17 protein-coding genes and 1 tRNA gene are annotated in these 17,137 nt (G+C 58.7%); 9 read left to right on the forward strand and 9 right to left on the reverse strand.

The annotated features are described in order from the left end of the window. Positions 1-24: 24 nt before the first annotated feature. Both GGU46_RS05660 and nagA read right to left on the reverse strand, forming a co-directional pair. The gene (locus tag GGU46_RS05660; protein ID WP_183402601.1) at positions 25-564 is read right to left on the reverse strand and encodes a hypothetical protein; all 540 of its coding nucleotides are present in this window, start codon (positions 562-564) and stop codon (positions 25-27) included. Between the two features lie 178 nt (positions 565-742). Further along, positions 743-1,873 (reverse strand): N-acetylglucosamine-6-phosphate deacetylase, encoded by a 1,131-nt coding sequence (gene nagA, locus GGU46_RS05665; protein WP_183402602.1) that lies wholly within the window; start codon positions 1,871-1,873, stop codon positions 743-745. A 205-nt stretch (positions 1,874-2,078) separates the two neighbouring features. Between nagA and GGU46_RS05670 the strand changes: the two genes are divergently transcribed. Beyond that, entirely contained in the window at positions 2,079-2,360 is a 282-nt protein-coding gene (locus GGU46_RS05670) for an acylphosphatase (protein ID WP_183402604.1), read from the forward strand. 4 nt (positions 2,361-2,364) lie between these two features. After that, positions 2,365-2,697: a DMT family transporter gene (locus GGU46_RS05675; RefSeq protein WP_183402606.1), complete on the forward strand. Its 333-nt coding sequence runs from the start codon at positions 2,365-2,367 to the stop codon at positions 2,695-2,697. Between the two features lie 83 nt (positions 2,698-2,780). Here the strand turns inward: GGU46_RS05675 and GGU46_RS05680 are convergent, their stop codons facing one another. After that, positions 2,781-3,140 (reverse strand): hypothetical protein, encoded by a 360-nt coding sequence (locus GGU46_RS05680; protein WP_183402607.1) that lies wholly within the window; start codon positions 3,138-3,140, stop codon positions 2,781-2,783. 166 nt (positions 3,141-3,306) lie between these two features. Next, a complete protein-coding gene (gene typA, locus GGU46_RS05685; RefSeq protein WP_183402609.1) occupies positions 3,307-5,115 on the reverse strand; it encodes a translational GTPase TypA in 1,809 nt (602 codons plus the stop codon). Between the two features lie 413 nt (positions 5,116-5,528). Here typA and GGU46_RS05690 point away from each other — a divergent pair, with 413 nt between their 5' ends. Together GGU46_RS05690 and GGU46_RS05695 are read left to right on the forward strand one after the other, a co-directional pair. Continuing rightward, the gene (locus tag GGU46_RS05690; RefSeq protein ID WP_183402610.1) at positions 5,529-6,323 is read left to right on the forward strand and encodes a DUF3050 domain-containing protein; all 795 of its coding nucleotides are present in this window, start codon (positions 5,529-5,531) and stop codon (positions 6,321-6,323) included. A gap of 72 nt (positions 6,324-6,395) precedes the next feature. Beyond that, entirely contained in the window at positions 6,396-6,749 is a 354-nt protein-coding gene (locus GGU46_RS05695; protein ID WP_183402611.1) for a hypothetical protein, read from the forward strand. Between the two features lie 113 nt (positions 6,750-6,862). Here GGU46_RS05695 and GGU46_RS05700 read toward each other — a convergent pair whose 3' ends face one another. Then, complete coding sequence (locus tag GGU46_RS05700; RefSeq protein ID WP_183402612.1) at positions 6,863-7,471, reverse strand: hypothetical protein; 609 nt, start codon at positions 7,469-7,471, stop codon at positions 6,863-6,865. Positions 7,472-7,766: 295 nt separating this feature from the next. Here GGU46_RS05700 and metG point away from each other — a divergent pair, with 295 nt between their 5' ends. Next, positions 7,767-9,812 carry a methionine--tRNA ligase gene (gene metG, locus GGU46_RS05705; RefSeq protein WP_183402613.1) on the forward strand — a complete coding sequence of 682 codons (2,046 nt, stop codon included), beginning with the start codon at positions 7,767-7,769 and terminating at the stop codon, positions 9,810-9,812. Between the two features lie 128 nt (positions 9,813-9,940). On the opposite strand, the gene pth is transcribed toward metG, so the two are convergent. The 4 genes from pth to GGU46_RS05725 form a co-directional block, all read right to left on the reverse strand. Further along, positions 9,941-10,507, reverse strand: a complete 567-nt coding sequence (gene pth / locus GGU46_RS05710) for an aminoacyl-tRNA hydrolase (RefSeq protein WP_183402614.1) — start codon at positions 10,505-10,507, stop codon at positions 9,941-9,943. A 246-nt stretch (positions 10,508-10,753) separates the two neighbouring features. Then, positions 10,754-11,326: a 50S ribosomal protein L25/general stress protein Ctc gene (locus tag GGU46_RS05715; RefSeq protein WP_183402615.1), complete on the reverse strand. Its 573-nt coding sequence runs from the start codon at positions 11,324-11,326 to the stop codon at positions 10,754-10,756. A gap of 297 nt (positions 11,327-11,623) precedes the next feature. Then, the gene (locus tag GGU46_RS05720) at positions 11,624-12,553 is read right to left on the reverse strand and encodes a ribose-phosphate pyrophosphokinase (protein WP_183402616.1); all 930 of its coding nucleotides are present in this window, start codon (positions 12,551-12,553) and stop codon (positions 11,624-11,626) included. A 91-nt stretch (positions 12,554-12,644) separates the two neighbouring features. After that, positions 12,645-12,717 (reverse strand) — tRNA-Gln (locus GGU46_RS05725). A 266-nt stretch (positions 12,718-12,983) separates the two neighbouring features. On the opposite strand from GGU46_RS05725, the gene atpD reads away from it, so the two are divergent. The 4 genes from atpD to GGU46_RS05745 all read left to right on the forward strand — a co-directional run bounded on the left by atpD (position 12,984) and on the right by GGU46_RS05745 (position 17,081). Beyond that, entirely contained in the window at positions 12,984-14,489 is a 1,506-nt protein-coding gene (gene atpD, locus GGU46_RS05730; protein ID WP_110978463.1) for a F0F1 ATP synthase subunit beta, read from the forward strand. 93 nt (positions 14,490-14,582) lie between these two features. Further along, positions 14,583-14,822: a FoF1 ATP synthase subunit delta/epsilon gene (locus GGU46_RS05735; RefSeq protein WP_110978462.1), complete on the forward strand. Its 240-nt coding sequence runs from the start codon at positions 14,583-14,585 to the stop codon at positions 14,820-14,822. A gap of 189 nt (positions 14,823-15,011) precedes the next feature. Continuing rightward, positions 15,012-15,896 carry a tetratricopeptide repeat protein gene (locus GGU46_RS05740; RefSeq protein ID WP_183402617.1) on the forward strand — a complete coding sequence of 295 codons (885 nt, stop codon included), beginning with the start codon at positions 15,012-15,014 and terminating at the stop codon, positions 15,894-15,896. Positions 15,897-15,959: 63 nt separating this feature from the next. Beyond that, entirely contained in the window at positions 15,960-17,081 is a 1,122-nt protein-coding gene (locus GGU46_RS05745) for a trans-sulfuration enzyme family protein (RefSeq protein ID WP_183402618.1), read from the forward strand. Positions 17,082-17,137 lie beyond the last annotated feature (56 nt).

Genomic DNA, 17,137 nt, shown 5'->3' on the forward strand with positions numbered 1-17,137 from the left:
CTGTCAACCATAATGCCCGGGCGCCTAGGAACGCCCGACGCAACTTACTGGCTCGTTTGGCTTTATACAAAACCCGATTCCCCAACACCCTCTTACCTGCCGGGGTAGCTGGCGGCTGGTCCGGTACTGCCGGATGGTGTGGTAAAGCTGCTTGCGGTTCCAGACGGTAGTCTTGCCAAAGCCAAACGCCGACACCCCCAGCAGGCTAAAGGCCACGGGCGCCACCCAGGGGTCGTAGTAGTAGGAGCTGTAGTTAGGGGCCACGCCGCCCGTGCGCGGATCGGGGTTGTAGTGCTTGCCCAGCGCGCTTACAACCGGCACCGGCGCCCCGGCAAACTGCATAATCCGGAGGCCGGTTTTCCACTTGGCGAAGTACAGCCGGATAACGGCCCGAGCCGTGTCGTTGAAGCCATAGGTTTCCTCAAAGCCCCGCACCGTGAGGCGGTACTCGTAGGGGGCAGCCGTTGGGGTCATGGCCGCGGCAGTGGTGGCCGCATCTTGGGCGTGCGCAGCAGTGAAGCGGGTAAAAACCAGAAGGGTAGCAATAAGTACACGTTTGAGCACAGGCACCGGATTCAAGGTAGAAGAAGTCGAAAAGCCCGCTCAGCTTCCGTACGGGTTGCTGAAACGGGCTTACCTCTCAAAAGTACCAGAAGCCCTGCTTCTGTGCAATACAGATGTTGTTGCGCTTACTGCTGGGCCTTGGCTCAGAAACTGCTGTCCGGCCCGCCTGGTGCAGCGCTTACGCTTGCGGCGGGTGCCACGTCAGCTCGCCGGCGCAGGCCGTAGCTACCGCATTCAACTCATCATCAAACAGCCAGAAGTCGGCGGCGTAGCCGGTTTCCAGGTAGCCCAGCTGGTCGCTGAGGCCGAGTAGGCGGGCGGGGTACAGAGAAGCCATACGCAGGGCTTCGGCCAGGGGCAGGCCTACGTGCTCCACGCAGTTACGCACGGCCAGGGGCAGGGTCAGCGCTGAGCCGGCCAGCGTGCCTTGCTCATCCACGAAATGGTTACCCTGGCGCCGGAAGCGGTAGGCGCCCTGCTGGCTTTCGGTAACGGCATCGGTAATTAAAAACAGCCGCTCCCCTAACAGCTTCTTGCTGATGCGCACGGCGGCAAAGTCGCAATGCACCCCATCGGCAATGATGCTGGCCTGGGCCGCCGCGTCGTCGTACACGGCCCCGACCAGGCCCGGCTCGCGCCCCTGCAACCCCGACATGGCGTTGAACAGGTGGGTAGCCGCCCCAAAACCCGTGCGGAAACCCTGTGTGGCCTGGGCGTAGGTGGCGTTGGAGTGCCCCGCCGACAATACCACACCCGCCTCGCGTAACCGGGCCACAACGGCAGGGGTGGCAACTTCGGGTGCTAAAGTCATCATTTTCAGCACCCCATTGGCCCGCTTCAGCAGCTCGTCAATTTCTGCTACCGTTGGGGCCTGAATAAACTTCTGCTGGTGAGCGCCCTTTTTCGCGGGGTTGATGTAGGGGCCTTCCAAATGAATGCCCAACAGCCCTGCTTGCTCGCGCCGGAACTCCTGCCCGGCCTCCAGGGCTGCGTGCAGCATGCTGAGCGAGTTAGTAGGCATGGTGGCCAGCACACCCGTGGTTCCGTGCCGGAAGGCGTGTTGGGTCAGAGCCCGCAGGGCCTCCGGTCCGGGAACCACAGAAAAAAGCTGGCCCTCAGCTCCGTACATCTGAGCATCGAGCAGACCGGGCGCCACATTCAGGCCGCGGCCATCTACTACGGGCACGTCGTCGGGGGCTACTAACTCGGGCAGGATGGCTTCAATGCGGCCCTCGTGCACAAGCAGGGCATGGTGGTGGAGCACCGTGGTACCGGTGTAGAGGGTACAGTGGCGAAGAAGATAGCGCACAGGTTTGGGAAGGGGAGTACTGGAAGTAGGCATACGGCAAAACTCCGGAAGATGCTGCACTTCTGCTCCGGAAGAAACGCCTGCCAGTAAGCCTCACTCCAACGCGCCTACCCCAGCTGCGTACCACAACCTAGGGCGCTGCTATCGGCGTTGTGGTTTTTTGCCCAGCTCTGCGCTTGCCGCCTACCCACTATACCTGTCATTTATGCAGACTGAACACCGCACTTTTCATGTACAGGGCCATGTGCAAGGCGTTTTCTACCGCCAGAGCACCCGCACCGAAGCCCGCCGGCTGGGCCTGGCCGGCACCGTCCGCAACAACCCCGACGGCTCCGTAACCGTGGAAGCTGAGGGGCTTCCGGAAGCGCTGCACGCACTGGAAAGCTGGTGCCGGCAGGGGCCGCCCGCCGCGCAAGTGGCGTCAGTAGAGGTCCAGTCTGGCCCGGTACAGGGCTACCGCGAGTTTGAGGTCATCCCCAGTAAGTAAGACGATGAAATACTGGCTCTATCTGCTGCTGGCCATTCTGGCCGAAACGGCCGGCACCACCGCCCTCAAAGCCTCCGGGCAGTTTACCCGCTTCTGGCCAAGCGTTGTAGTGGTGGTAGGCTACGGACTAGCATTCTACCTGCTAAGCCTAACCCTGAAAACCATTCCCGTGGGCATTGCCTACGCGGTGTGGTCGGGCATTGGCATTGTGTTGATTACGCTGGCGGGGATAGTATTCTACCGGCAAACCCCGGACACGCCCGCTTTTATTGGCCTGGGGCTAATTCTGGCTGGCGTCGTCATTATCAACGTCTTCTCTAAAACCGCCGGGCATTAAGCGCCTATCTTCCTACCTCCTCTTACAGCCCAAAGGTGTGGCCCAGGCCGCACCTTTAATGCTATCTAGTGGTAGCAATATGCTTAGCTGGCTTTATTGTACACCACTTTCTCCAGGTTTTCCAGCCGCTGCCGCAACTCCCGCACCTCTGCCTCCTGGCTGTTTTGGGCCGTTTGTACCTTATCGTAGCGTTCCGTCTGCCGATTCATAGCATCCAGCACGGCCGTCGTCATGTTGTTAAAGGCGTTTTCCAGCCGGTCAAAGCCATTGCGCATGGTCTGCTCCATACGGTCCTGGCGCTGTTCCATGTGGTCCATATGCTGCTCCATGCGGTCCATATGCTGCTCCATGCGGTCCTGGCGCTGCTCAATCTTGTCCAGCGTAATCAGGATGTCAGCTACTACTTCGGGTAGGTCGCGCTTGTTGCGGTTTTCGGAATCCATAGGGGTAGGATAGAGCTAGGTCGGTAACGAAGATACGCAGCCTGCCTAGTATTCGATAAGAAGTAAAAGCAAAAAGGCACGACCCTGGGGCCGCGCCTTTTTGCTTGCACAAGTTCCGGGGTTTAGCCTCCGGCTAGCCGGCAAACCAACCGCAGGGTTTGCCAGATTAGTCTTCCTTCTTGGCTGAGCGCAGACGCTCGTTTTCGTCGAGCAGAATTTTGCGCATCCGCACCGATTTCGGCGTTACTTCCAGGTATTCATCCTTCTGGATGTATTCCATGGCGTCTTCCAGCGAAAACTGGCGCTTAGGCTGAATCTTCACGTTTTCATCCGAGCCCGAGGCGCGCATGTTGGTCAACTTCTTGCCTTTTTGGATGTTGATGGTCAGGTCGTTGGGACGGGTATGCTCCCCGATAACCTGGCCGCCGTACACCTCCTCGCCCGGGTCCACGAAGAACTCGCCGCGGTCCTGCATCTTGTCGATGGTGTACGCCGTGCCGGGGCCGCTCTCCATGGAAATGAGCGAACCGCTGATCCGGCCAGGAATGGTGCCTTTGTAGGGCTCGTAGCTGGTGAAGCGGTGGTTCATGATGGCCTCACCGGCCGTGGCGGTCAGCACGTTGTTGCGCAGGCCAATCAGGCCCCGCGACGGAATGTTGAATTCCAGGTGCTGCAGGTCGCCCTTGGGCTCCATGATGGTCAGCTCGCCTTTGCGCTGGGTTACCAGCTCAATCACCTTGCCGGCAGTTTCCTCCGGTACGTCCACTACCAAGTGCTCAATGGGCTCCAGACGGTTGCCGTTCTCATCTTCTTGGAACAGTACCTGAGGCTGGCCTACCTGCAGCTCGTAGCCCTCGCGGCGCATAGTTTCAATCAGTACCGACAAGTGCAGAATGCCGCGGCCGTACACCAGGAAAGTGTCCTCGCGGTCGGTTTCCTTTACGCGCAGGGCCAGGTTTTTCTCGGTTTCCTTGTACAGACGGTCGCGCAGGTGACGCGAGGTTACAAACTTACCTTCCTTGCCGAAGAAGGGGGAGTTGTTGATAGTGAACAGCATGTTCATCGTCGGCTCGTCGATGGCAATGCGGGTCAGGGCCTCGGGGTTATCGGCGTCGGCCAGGGTATCACCAATGTCGAAGCCTTCGATGCCGGTTACGGCGCAGATTTCGCCGGCCTGCACTTCCGCTACCTTGTTTTTGCCCAGGCCTTCAAACACCTGCAGCTCCTTGATTTTTACCTTCTTAACGGAGCCATCGGCCTTCATCAGGCTCATGTTCGAGCCTTCCTTCAGAATGCCGCGGTGCACGCGCCCGATGGCAATCCGGCCCACGAAAGCCGAGTAGTCGAGCGAGGTAACCTGCATCTGCGGGGTACCCTCAATGAAGGGAGCCGCCGGAATCACCTCAATAATGGCGTCGAGCAGGGGGGTGATGTCCTCCGTCTTCTGCTTCCAGTCGCGCGACATCCAGCCTTGCTTCGAGGAGCCGTACAGGGTCACGAAGTCCAGCTGATCTTCGGTGGCGCCCAGGTTAAACATCAGGTCAAATACCTGCTCGTGCACCTCGTCGGGGCGGCAGTTTTCCTTGTCCACCTTGTTTACCACCACAATGGGCTTCAGGCCCAAATCAATGGCTTTGCTGAGCACGAAGCGGGTCTGGGGCATGGCGCCTTCAAAGGCGTCCACGAGCAGCAGCACGCCGTCGGCCATCTTCAGTACGCGCTCCACCTCGCCGCCAAAGTCGGCGTGACCAGGGGTGTCGATGATGTTGATTTTTACGTCTTTGTAACGCACCGATACGTTTTTGGAGACGATAGTAATGCCCCGCTCACGTTCCAGGTCATTGTTGTCGAGGATGAGGTCGTCGAACTGCTGGTGTTCGCCGAAAATCTTCGAGGCGTGAATGATCTTGTCCACGAGCGTGGTCTTGCCGTGGTCAACGTGCGCAATAATGGCGATATTCCGGATGTTCTGCATACAAAGGGTTTTCCGGGCGCAAAGGTACGGAATGTTTAGCGCAATAACTCGCAGTAATTAATTGTTAATGAGAGAGGAAGAAACTGCGAGTGAGAAGACAGACAACTCGTTGGGTAGCTGTGGTTCCCGGTAGTATAGCCAAAGCACTATGCAGAGTGGTTTCTGGGGTGTTTGCCTGCCGCAAGCGTTGCCCTCAGGAGGCCTGTTTCTCGAGTAAGGGGGTAGGGGGCCATTCCACCCGGTACGGGGTCCTACCCCCTCCAGCTTCCGTAACCTGTGAGCCGGAAACCTTCATCAACTTATCCGGTGCTTCTACCTTTGCGAACCGCTGCGTTGTCAAATCCGACTAGGCGGCTTGTTTCGTTTGTTCGTACTCTGGGGCATGTGCTCCGCAGTCTCGTTTCTGTTTCTCTATGTCAACTCAGGTTTATTCTGACTCCATTGCCGAACTGCAGGAAGCACTGGCCCCGGCCCGCCGGCAACTGGTAGCCCACGGTGTATATCAGTCGCTGCACTCCCTCGCCGATCTGCGCGTGTTCATGCAGCACCACGTATTTGCCGTGTGGGATTTTATGTCCTTGCTAAAGGCCCTGCAGCGGGAGCTTACCTGCGTGGAGGTGCCGTGGGTGCCGCGCGGCAACCCGGCCACGCGCCGCCTCATCAATGATATCGTGCTGGAAGAGGAAACCGATGTGGACCCCGAAGGCAACCCCGCCAGTCATTTTGAGCTGTATCTGCGCTCTATGCGCGAGTGCGGCGCCGATACCGCGCCCATTGAGCGGCTACTGGCAGCTTTGGCAGCGGGCGACCCGGTAGGAGAGGCCCTGGTGAAAGCGCAGGCCCCGGCCTCCGTGCAGGAGTTCGTGCTGGATACCTTCCGCATCATTGAATCGGGCAAGCCGCACGCGGTGGCCGCCGCCTTTACTTTTGGCCGGGAAGATGTTATTCCAGATATGTTCCGCCACCTAGTGCACGATCTGCGCCAGCGTTTCCCTGGTCAGCTCGATACCTTCACGTACTACCTCGACCGCCATATTCAGCTGGATGAAGAGGTGCACACGCCCCTGGCCCAGCAGATGGTGCGTGAGCTGTGCGGTACCAATGCCCAGCGCTGGCAGGAAAGCCGCGAGGTGGCCGCCCGCTGCATGCAGGCTCGCGTGGCACTCTGGGATGGTATCCGGACCGATTTAGCCCAAACGCAGGGGTAGGGTCAACCTCCCGACCTACAGCTCGTTAGCAAGGAAGCCGGCCCGCGTGGGCCGGCTTCTTCTGTTACCGCCATGAACCTGCCTTCTTATATCTGCCGACTTACCCTACCCGCACTAGCCTTGCTGGCAGCCTGCACCACCTCCCAGGAAACCACCGGCGAGGAAAGCGCCGTGCGGCGTCCGCCCACCCGCATTCTGACCGATGCCGACCGGCAGGCTGCCTATAACAGCAATGCCGGCTACGGCGGCTCCGTGCCCGACGCCACCCCCGGCCGCGTGCCCTTAGGCGAGCAGGCCAGCGGCATTAACTCCCGCAAGCGCCCCGAAAGCCTCAACACCAATGACAACAACACCACCTCACCCGAAACCCGCCTGCGCCGCCTCAACGGAGCCCCCGCCGATACCCTGCGCCTACCCCGGCAGTAAGCCGTTAAGGGCCTGGGTCTCCCAGCCAGGATAGAAAGCTCTTTTCAACAAACAGGCCCGCTGCCAGTGCAGCGGGCCTGTTTGTTGTTTTTAGTGCGTAGCGCAAGCCAACGTTACAACCCTACTTCATTAACGATGGAGTCATTATCGGGGGTAGGGGAGGGCGTGTTGGCAGAGGGAGCCGGCTTTTTCACCGGAGGACGCGAGCGGCTGGGTTGCGGGCGTGCGGCCGTGGGCGAAACTTTGGCGGCTGGTTTGGGCGCAGCCGGGCGGCTGGCACGCGGAGCCGGAGCTGCCACCGGGGGAGCTTCGGGCAGGTTAGTGGTGGCTGTGGATGTTTCCGACAGCGTAGAAATACTGTCGGAGGCGCCAGGAGTACCTGTTTCGTGGTGGCGCACAATAGTGTGCAGCGCTTCCTCAAACAAGTGCTCAATGTCCACGTCGAGGCGGCGGGTAGCATCCTTCACTACCTCTTTCAGCTTGGCTTTGGTTTCCTTCCGAATACGCTTTACCACCTCATCAATGCGGTCGTCGAGCTGCTTCTGCAGATGCTTAGCGGCCGTTTTGAGAGCTTTTTTCTGGCTTACTTTCTTGTTAGCCCGCGCCTCCGTGATGGTGGAAGAAGCCGATTCGGCCGCTTTAGCGGCCTTGCGCTGTGCTTTTTCGGCGGGGTCTTTCACTGGTTTTTCGTTGGTAGGTTTTTCCTTTTTCTGATTTTTCATAGGGCAAGCGTTGGTGAGGAAGTGCGCCTTCAAATACGGCATAACTCCACTATAAGTGACTAAGGAAAGGACGGATTTTCAGGCTGGGTTGTTTTATGGTAAGAGTATCATCCTGATTAACCCTGGCAGCCGGCTGCCTGCTTGGTGGCCGGTTAGGTTTGCGCCCCAGCCAGGGGTAGGCACTCGGCCGTAAGAACGGATAGGCCGGATTCCTCATTTTACTTGTTCCTTTGCACTCCCATTGCCCTAACGGTCCGGTTGGGGTTCGTCCTGAAAATTCGATTTCGCTTTCTATATGTCTTCTGCTCCCCAACGCTATACCGTTACGGCGGCCCTGCCCTACGCCAATGGTCCGGTGCACATCGGCCATTTGGCCGGCGTGTACATTCCTGCCGATATCTACGCCCGCTACCTGCGCGCCCAGCAGCGCGACGTGAAATTTGTGTGCGGCTCCGATGAGCACGGCGTGCCCATTACTATTCGGGCCCAGAAGGAAGGCGTGACGCCCCAGCAGGTGGTGGACAAGTACAACGCCATCATCCGCGACTCTTTCCAGGATTTTGGCATCTCCTTCGATATCTACTCGCGTACCTCCTCTAAAACGCACGCCGAGGTAGCCAGCGGCTTTTTTCGTAAGCTCTATGAGGAAGGCAAGTTCATCGAGCAGACTTCGCAGCAGTACTATGACGAGAAAGCCGACCAGTTTCTGGCCGACCGCTACATCGTGGGCACCTGCCCCAACTGCGGCAACGAAAATGCCTACGGCGACCAGTGCGAGAAGTGCGGCACTTCCCTGTCGCCCACGGAACTGATCAATCCGCGCTCCATGCTCTCGGGCAACCAGCCCGTACTGCGCGAAACCAAGCACTGGTACCTGCCCCTGGACCAGTACGAGCCCTGGCTGCGCGAGTGGATTGTGGAAGGCCACAAGCAGGACTGGAAAGCCAACGTGTACGGGCAGTGCAAATCCTGGATCGACCAGGGCCTGCAGCCTCGCGCCGTAACCCGCGACCTGGACTGGGGTGTGCCTGTGCCAGTGGAAGGCGCCGAGGGCAAAGTGCTCTACGTATGGTTCGATGCCCCCATCGGCTACATCTCGGCCACCAAAGATCTGCTGCCTGACACCTGGGAAACCTACTGGAAAGACCAGGGCACCAAGCTGGTGCACTTCATTGGCAAGGACAACATCGTGTTCCACTGCATCATCTTCCCGGCGATGCTTAAGGCCCACGGCGACTACATCCTGCCCGACAATGTACCCGCCAATGAGTTCCTAAACCTGGAAGGCGACAAGATTTCGACCTCCCGCAACTGGGCCGTGTGGCTGCACGAGTACCTGCAGGATTTCCCCGGCCAGGCCGATGTGCTGCGCTATGTGCTCTGCGCCAACGCCCCCGAGAATAAAGACAACGACTTCACCTGGAAGGATTTTCAGGCCCGCAACAACAACGAGCTGGTAGCTAACCTGGGCAACTTTGTGAACCGGGCCGTGGTGCTCACCCACAAGTTTTTCGAGGGCAAAGTGCCCGCCGCCGTGGGCTTTACCACCGAGGACGAGGACGTGCTGCGCCTGCTGCAGGAGTTCCCGGCCCGCATTGGGGAGCTGATTGACAACTACCGCTTCCGCGACGCCCTGAACGAGCTCATGAACCTCTCGCGCCTGGGCAACAAGTACCTGGCCGACATGGAGCCCTGGAAGCTCATCAAGACGGATGCGGCGCGCACTGGTACCGTGCTGCACGTATCTCTGCAGCTGGCCGCCAGTCTGGTTACCCTGCTGGAGCCGTTTATGCCTACTGCCGCCGCCCGCCTCGGCGCCATGCTCAACACCGAGAAAGGCACCTGGCCGCAAGCTGGCCGCCCCGATCTGTTGGCCGCCGGCCACCAATTGGCTGAGGCCGCGCTGCTGTTCACCAAAATCGAGGACGCCACGGTAGAGGCCCAGGTCCAGAAGCTCCTCGACACCAAGAAAGCTAACGAACTGGCCGCCGCCGTTTCCGCTCCGGCCAAGGACGACGTCAGCTTCGAGCAGTTCCAGCAGATGGATTTGCGCATTGGCACTATCGTAGCCGCCGAGAAGGTTGCCAAAACCAAAAAGCTCCTGAAGCTAAGCGTTGACCTCGGCTTTGCGGAGCCCCGCACCATTGTGTCGGGCATTGCCGAGCACTTTCTGCCCGAAGCTCTTATCGGTCAGCAGGTACAAGTGCTGCTCAACCTCGCTCCCCGCGAAATCAAAGGCATCCAAAGCCAGGGCATGCTGCTGATGGCCGAAAACGCCGACGGCTCCCTGAGCCTCATGCAGCCCAGCAGCCCCGTGCGGCCGGGCTCCGGCGTGGCGTAACGTTGTCATGGCGAGCGGAGCGAAGCTATCCGTCCTAACCAACGTCCTACCCCTTTGAAACGTGACAAGCCCCTGACGCTACCATACGTCAAGGGCTTGTCACTAAAGAGAGGAAATGACATACGCATCTACTTCACGTTTACCACGTTCATAGCCCGCTCCAAACCTACACTACCGAATAGCAGCACGGCTTCGGCGGCTTTTTCCAGCCGAGTTTCTAAATCAATTTTCTCGTCGGCGGAGAAGGGGCTGAGGACGTAATCTACCTGCCGGCCCTTCGAGAAGCTGGAGTCGATGCCGAAGCGCAGGCGGGCGTATTCGTCCGTGCCCAGGGTTTCCTGAATGTGCTTCAGGCCGTTCTGGCCGCCCGCCGAGCCTTTGCCCTTCATGCGCAACTTGCCGAAGGGTAAGGCCAGGTCGTCGGTGATGACCAGCATCTGCTCTTTCGGAATTTTCAGCGCGCTCAGCCAGTGTGCCGCCGCTTTGCCGCTCAGGTTCATGTAGGTAGTGGGCTTCACCAGCATAAATGTGTGGCCCTTGTGCCTGATTTCGGTAGTAAAGGCGTGCCGCCCCAACTCAAACGGCGCGGCCTCAAACTTTTTAGCCAGGTAGTCGCCCACCATAAACCCTACGTTGTGCCGCGTGTCGGCGTACTCCGGCCCGATGTTGCCCAGGCACAGAACAAGGAACTTCATAAAATCACGGATTTAGACGGATTGAACGGATTTCACAGATTCGGTTGCCAGCTGGTATTATAATAGCCCTTGCTGGCCCTGCAGATTACCAGAGGTTAGGCTGCCGGTAGGGGGTAGGAAGCTAACTACCAGTTAGCAGCTGACAATAAAAAAGCCGCTCTGCAAGCAGAACGGCTTTTTTCGGCAGACGGAGCAGATCGGGCACGATATCCGTGTAATCCGACAAATCCGTCCTTAATCCGTGATTTATTTCTCTGCCTGCAGCGTGCCACGCAGACCACGCGGAATGGTCACGGTAGCAATAGGAGCCAGCGGGTTGGTCAGGATGGTGTAGCCTTGGGCTTCCACTTTGTTTACTTTGATCGACTTGCCCAGGCCCAGGTCCGAAATGTTTACCTCCACGAAGTCGGGGAGGTTTTCGGGGGTAGCCTTTACTTTCAGCTTGCGCAGCTTGCTTACCAGCTTGCCACCTTGCTGAACGCCGGGCGAAGTGCCTACGTATTTCACGGGCACGTCCATTTTCACTTCTTTGCCTTCCTGCAGCTCCAGGAAGTCAACGTGCAGCAGCATTTCGTTCACGGGGTGAAACTGAGCGTCCTGCACGATAGCGCGACGGATGTCGCCTTCAATGTTCAACTCCACGATGTGCACCTCGGGGGTGTACAGCAGCTCGCGGAACAGAATGGCCGGAGCCGAGAAATGTACTTGGTCGGCACCGCCGTACAGTACGCACGGTACGTAGGAGTCCAGGCGCAGGGCCTTGGCATCCTTCTTACCGAGATTCGCTCTTTTAAACCCTACAATCTCGAGGCTTTTCATAAAACGTGTTCTTGAAAGAGAAAAACGCTTACCCACAGCAGGCAAACGGGCCGCAAAGATAGGCGGATTCCTTTATAAAAGGAAACTGATTGCGCAGTCAGGTGAAGAGGATTGCGATGAATGGTGTCATGGCGAGGACGCAGGACGACGCCGTCCGTCCCCTCTTCTGTGACCAGCCTGATAACCTGACAAGCCCTTACTTCCAGCACGGAGGTAAGGGCTCGTCGCAGTCAAAGGGGTAGCACGTTGGGCAGGACGGATGGCTTCGTCCTGCGTCCTCGCCATGACCCAAGGGCTCTATATAAACAGCGAGCTGATGGACTCGTGGGTTACCACGTTGCGGATGGCCTGCGCGAACAGGCTAGCCACGGAAATAACCTTGATTTTATGGTTTTCCTCCTTCAGCGGCAGCGTGTCTGTAATCACCAGCTCCTCCAGGGCCGAATTACGAATTCGCTCGTGGGCCGGGCCGCTGAGCACGCCGTGGGTGATAACGGCCCGCACCGATTTGGCCCCGCGTTCTATCAGCAGCTCGGCGGCTTTGCAGATGGTGCCGGCCGTATCCACAATATCATCCACGAGTACCACGTTCATGCCCGTCACGTCGCCGATTACCTGCATGGAGGCAATCTCATTGGCTCGCAGGCGCATCTTGTCGCAAACCACAATTTCGGCCCCAAACTTCTTGGCGAAGGCCCGGGTGCGTACTACCCCCCCTACGTCAGGCGAAGCAAAAATCAGGTTATCCAGGTTCAGCGACTGAATATAAGGCGCCGTCACGGTGGCCCCGTCCAGATGATCTACCGGAATATCAAAGAAACCCTGAATCTGGCCGGCGTGCAGGTCACAGGTCATCATGCGGTCGGCGCCCACACTCTGAATCATGTTGGCCACTACCTTGGCTCCGATGCTCACCCGTGGCTTGTCCTTGCGGTCCTGGCGGGCGTAGCCCATGTAAGGCATCACAATGTTCACCTTGTAGGCCGAGGCACGCTTGGCGGCATCCACCATCAGGGCCAGCTCCATCAGGTTTTCGGCGGGCGGGTTGGTGCTCTGAATCAGAAACACGGCGCATCCCCGGATGCTTTCGTTGAACGAGGGGCCGAGCTCAGTATCGGCAAAGCGCTGAATGCTCAGGTCGCCGAGTTGGGTGCCGTAGGCGGCGGCAATCTGTTCACCCAACTCGCGGGAGGCATTACCAGCGAAAATTTTTACCTGCTGTGACATGAAAGGGGTAGGTGGAGGGGGAAATAAAAAGCGAAAGGCGCTGACTCTTCCGAAGTAGGAAGAATCAGCGCCTTTCGCGTTGGGTTGTCGGTTGTCCGACCAGGGCTCGAACCTGGACTTTCTTGAATCAAAATCAAGCGTGTTGCCAGTTACACCATCGGACAATTTCCAGGCGGCTACCGGTGTAAGTATGCCGTTTGGTTGTGCAAATGTACGGTAGCTTTTATTCAAGGCAAATTTCCGGGTAAAAATTTTTCATCTGGCTACCCCTCAAAAGCCCGGCAACGTGTCTTTTTGAGCTGATTTTCAGGTCTTCAGAGGTTGAAAAAAAAGTTGACGAAGCTGGCTTTGGAGGGGCCTTGGCAATGCCGGGATTAAGCCGTACTTTTGCGTCCTGAAACGTTGCACCCATCCCCTTATATAAAAAGCAATGGCGAATACCGGCAAAATCACCCAGGTTATCGGTCCCGTCGTGGACGTGAGCTTCGCGGGTGAAAGCTCTAAGCTTCCCAACATTCTCGACGCCCTCGAAGTCACGAAAGACAACGGCCAAAAAGTTCTGCTGGAGTGCCAGCAGCACCTGGGCGAAGACCGTGTGCGCACCATCGCCATGGACTCGACCGAGGGCCTGACCCGCGGCGCTGAAGTTCGTGACCTGGGCTCGCCCATTACCATGCCCACCGGCGAAGGTGTGCGCGGTCGTCTGTTTAACGTTATTGGCCATGCCATCGACGGCATTGCCCAGCCCCAGAGCGACGGCGGCCTGCCCATTCACCGCGGCGCCCCGGCTTTCGAAGACCTCGCTACGTCGTCGGAAGTGCTGTTCACGGGTATCAAAGTAATTGACCTGCTCGAGCCCTATGTAAAGGGTGGTAAAATTGGTTTGTTCGGTGGTGCCGGGGTAGGCAAAACCGTACTCATCATGGAGCTGGTAAACAACATTGCCAAGGCCTACGGTGGTCTGTCGGTATTTGCCGGCGTGGGTGAGCGTACCCGCGAAGGCAATGACCTGCTGCGCGAATTCCTGGAGTCGGACGTAATTAAGTACGGCGAAGGCTTTAAGCACTCGATGGAAGAAGGCGGCTGGGACCTCACGAAAGTGGATGCCGAAGCCCTGAAAGACTCGAAGGCTACCCTCGTGTTCGGTCAGATGAACGAGCCCCCCGGAGCCCGTGCCCGCGTAGCCCTGTCGGGCCTGACGGTTGCCGAAAGCTTCCGCGACGGCGACGGCACCGGTGCTGGTCGTGACATCCTGTTCTTCATCGACAACATCTTCCGCTTCACCCAGGCGGGCTCGGAAGTATCGGCTCTGCTGGGCCGTATGCCTTCGGCCGTAGGGTATCAGCCCACGCTGGCTACCGAAATGGGTGCCATGCAGGAGCGTATCACCTCTACCAAGCGTGGTTCCATCACGTCGGTACAGGCCGTATATGTACCTGCCGACGACTTGACTGACCCGGCGCCGGCGACGACCTTCGCCCACTTGGATGCTACCACCGTACTGAGCCGCAAGATTGCCGAGCTGGGTATCTACCCCGCCGTGGATCCGCTGGACTCCACCTCGCGCATTCTGGACCCTGCCGTTATCGGTCAGGAGCACTACGGCACCGCCCAGCGCGTGAAAGAGATTCTGCAGCGCTACAAAGAACTGCAGGACATCATCGCCATCCTGGGTATGGACGAACTCTCGGAGGAAGACAAGCTGACGGTAACCCGCGCCCGCCGCGTGCAGCGTTTCCTGTCGCAGCCCTTCCACGTAGCGGAGCAGTTCACCGGTCTGAAAGGCGTGCTGGTTGATATCAAAGACACCATCAAAGGCTTCAACGAAATCATCGACGGCAAGTACGACCACCTGCCCGAGGCGGCTTTCAACCTGGTAGGCACCATTGAGGATGCCGTGGTGAAAGGCGAGAAGCTGATGGCGGAAGCCAAGTAATTATCAGTTACCAGTTGCCAGTTGTCAGTTGCCGGTTCTTTCCTGAACCATTTGCTGACAACTGGCAACTGACAACTGGCAACTGAAAAGACTATGCATCTGGAAATCATCACGCCCGACCGCAAGGTGTTCGAAGGGGAGGTTACGTCGGCCCGGTTTCCGGGTGCCGATGGCCTGTTTGAGGTTCTCAACAATCACGCTCCGCTGATTTCGGCGCTGCAGGCCGGCGACATCGTGCTGAACGGTGGCGCTACCAGCTTCCGCATTGAAGGTGGGGTAGTAGAAGTGCTTCGTAACAACGTTATCGTACTGGCAGAAGGCGCTTCGGCATAACTCTTCCGCAAATCTGGCTTGCTAAGCCCCGTGTCCGCTCTCGCAGGCACGGGGCTTTTCGCGTGTAATAGGCAAAGCGAAGCCGCTTGGGCCCAGACGGTTTGCCGAGAGTAGCCGGAGCCAATGAAAAACCCAGCAACCGGTGTAGCTTGCGGCATCTTCTGCTGATTTATTGTCCGTCCGGTTGCTATGCGTATTCCTTTTATTGTGATTGGCCTGCTGCTGGCGGCCGGTTCAGGCTTTGCCCAGACGTTTCAGATTGATTACCGGCGGGCCATGCAGACCCAGGACACAGCCAAGGTGCGCAAAGTGCTGGCCGCCTGGCAGCGAAAGGAGCCCCAGAACCCCGACCTTTTTGTAGCCCGGTTCAATTACTTGCTGCGAAAGGCGTACCGGGTGGAGGTAAGCACGAGCCAAGCCACCGGACGGGGGCTCGCCATTCAGCAGAAAGACGGCAAACCGGCTGGCTCTATCAATGAAGGCTACGAACCGCAGCTGCTCGAAGCCGCCCGCGCTACCCTGCGCGAGGGAATAAAGCTGGCGTCAGAGCGGCTGGATATGCGGTTTGGCTTGGCTAGGACCTACGAACTGACCCACGAGCCTGACCACGAAGTAGCCGTGCTGGCAACTGCCCTAGCCGACCATAAGGCCAGCGGTAAGCCTTGGCGCTGGAGCGAAGGCAAGGCTTTGCCAGCCCCGGAAACCGTTTTCCTGCCCGAAAGTCTGGAAGAGTATATGCTGCCTTACTGGCAGGCAAATACGCCTGCGGATGCGGAAGTAGCCCGCCGGCTGGCCGAGCTGATCAACCAGTACTACCCGGAAAGTTCGCTCGGGCCCTTTAACCTGGGCATGTATTACAGCCTGCAACAGCAGCCCGACAAAGCTTACCCTCTGTTTCAGCAGGCCCACAGCCGCCGCCCCAACGACTGGCAGACACTGGCCAACCTCACCCGTCTGGCCATTAACATGAACCGCAAAGCCGAAGCGCAGCAGTACCTGGCTTCGTTGCAGAAGCTGCCCGCCGGGCGCCCGGCGGCGGCCGACCTGGGCAAGGAAGTGCGCAAAATGAAATAGTGTCCGGTTGCGACGCACGCCGTAATTTGCCCTTGTTTTGCCGCTTTCCCTGACTTCCCACCCATGCACATCCACCCCAAAATCACCCCGATTTATCAAACTTCGGTTTTCAAGTTTGAAGATCTGAACGAAGTAGAGCAGTATTTCGGGGAGCCGGGCAGCCGCTACCTCTATTCGCGCAACGGCAACCCCAACTCCGATGAGCTGGCCGCGGCCGTGAACCGGCTGGAAGGCGGGGCCGGAGCGGTAGCAACGGGCTCGGGCATGGCCGCCATTTTTGCGGCCCTGCTGGCCTGCTGCCAGGCCGGCGACCATGTGCTGTGTGCGGCCGATATTTACGGCGGCTCCTCGTCGTTGCTGGACCAAGAGCTGAGTCGGCTGGGCATTACCGTGACCTATGTGCCGTTTGAGCAGCTGTACTCCCTGGGGCAGCTTGTGCAGCCCACCACCCGGCTGCTGCTGGCCGAAACCATGAGCAACCCGCTGCTGCGCGTAGCCGACTTGCGGCGCCTGGCCACGGAGTGTCGCCAGTACGGGCTGAAACTGGTAGTTGATAACACGTTTGCTACCCCCCTCCTGACGCGCCCCCTGGAGCTGGGCGCCGACATAGTGCTGCACAGCGTGACGAAGTACATTGCCGGCCACTCGGACGTAACGGCGGGGGTAGTGGTAGCCAAGGGTGAGGAAACGGCCGCCCGCCTCAAGCAGATTGGGGTGCTCTATGGCCTGACCCTGAGCCCCATGGAAAGCTGGCTGGCCGTGCGCGGGCTGAAAACCTTGCGACTGCGGGTGCGGGAGCACAGCCACAACGCCTTGGCAGTAGCCCAATTCCTGAGCACCCAGCCCTCCGTGCGGGCCGTGTACTACCCCGGCCTGCCCGATCATCCGCAGCATATGCTGGCCCGGGAGCAGGGCGGCGGCCTGTTCGGCGGCATGATGTCGGTGCTGTTGGCCGACGACGAGGAGGTAGTAAACCAGTTTATGCGGCGCAGTCAACGGTTTCCGTTCGCGCCTTCTCTGGCCGGCGTCGATTCGTCCTTGTCTTATCCGCTGGCAACATCGCACCGCTACCTCACTGTGGAGCAGCAGGCGGAGCTTGGTATCAGCACGGGGCTGGTCCGGCTGTCGGTGGGTATTGAGCCGGTGGAGGAACTGCTGCAGGACTTAAAGCAGGCACTAAAATAAATATGCATGGGCAGCAACGGCAGGGCAGGCAGTAGCTAATGGGAATGTACTATCTG

Origin of the sequence: Hymenobacter latericoloratus, assembly GCF_014199535.1 — a bacterium.
In the GTDB taxonomy this organism is placed as follows: Bacteria; Bacteroidota; Bacteroidia; order Cytophagales; family Hymenobacteraceae; genus Hymenobacter; species Hymenobacter latericoloratus.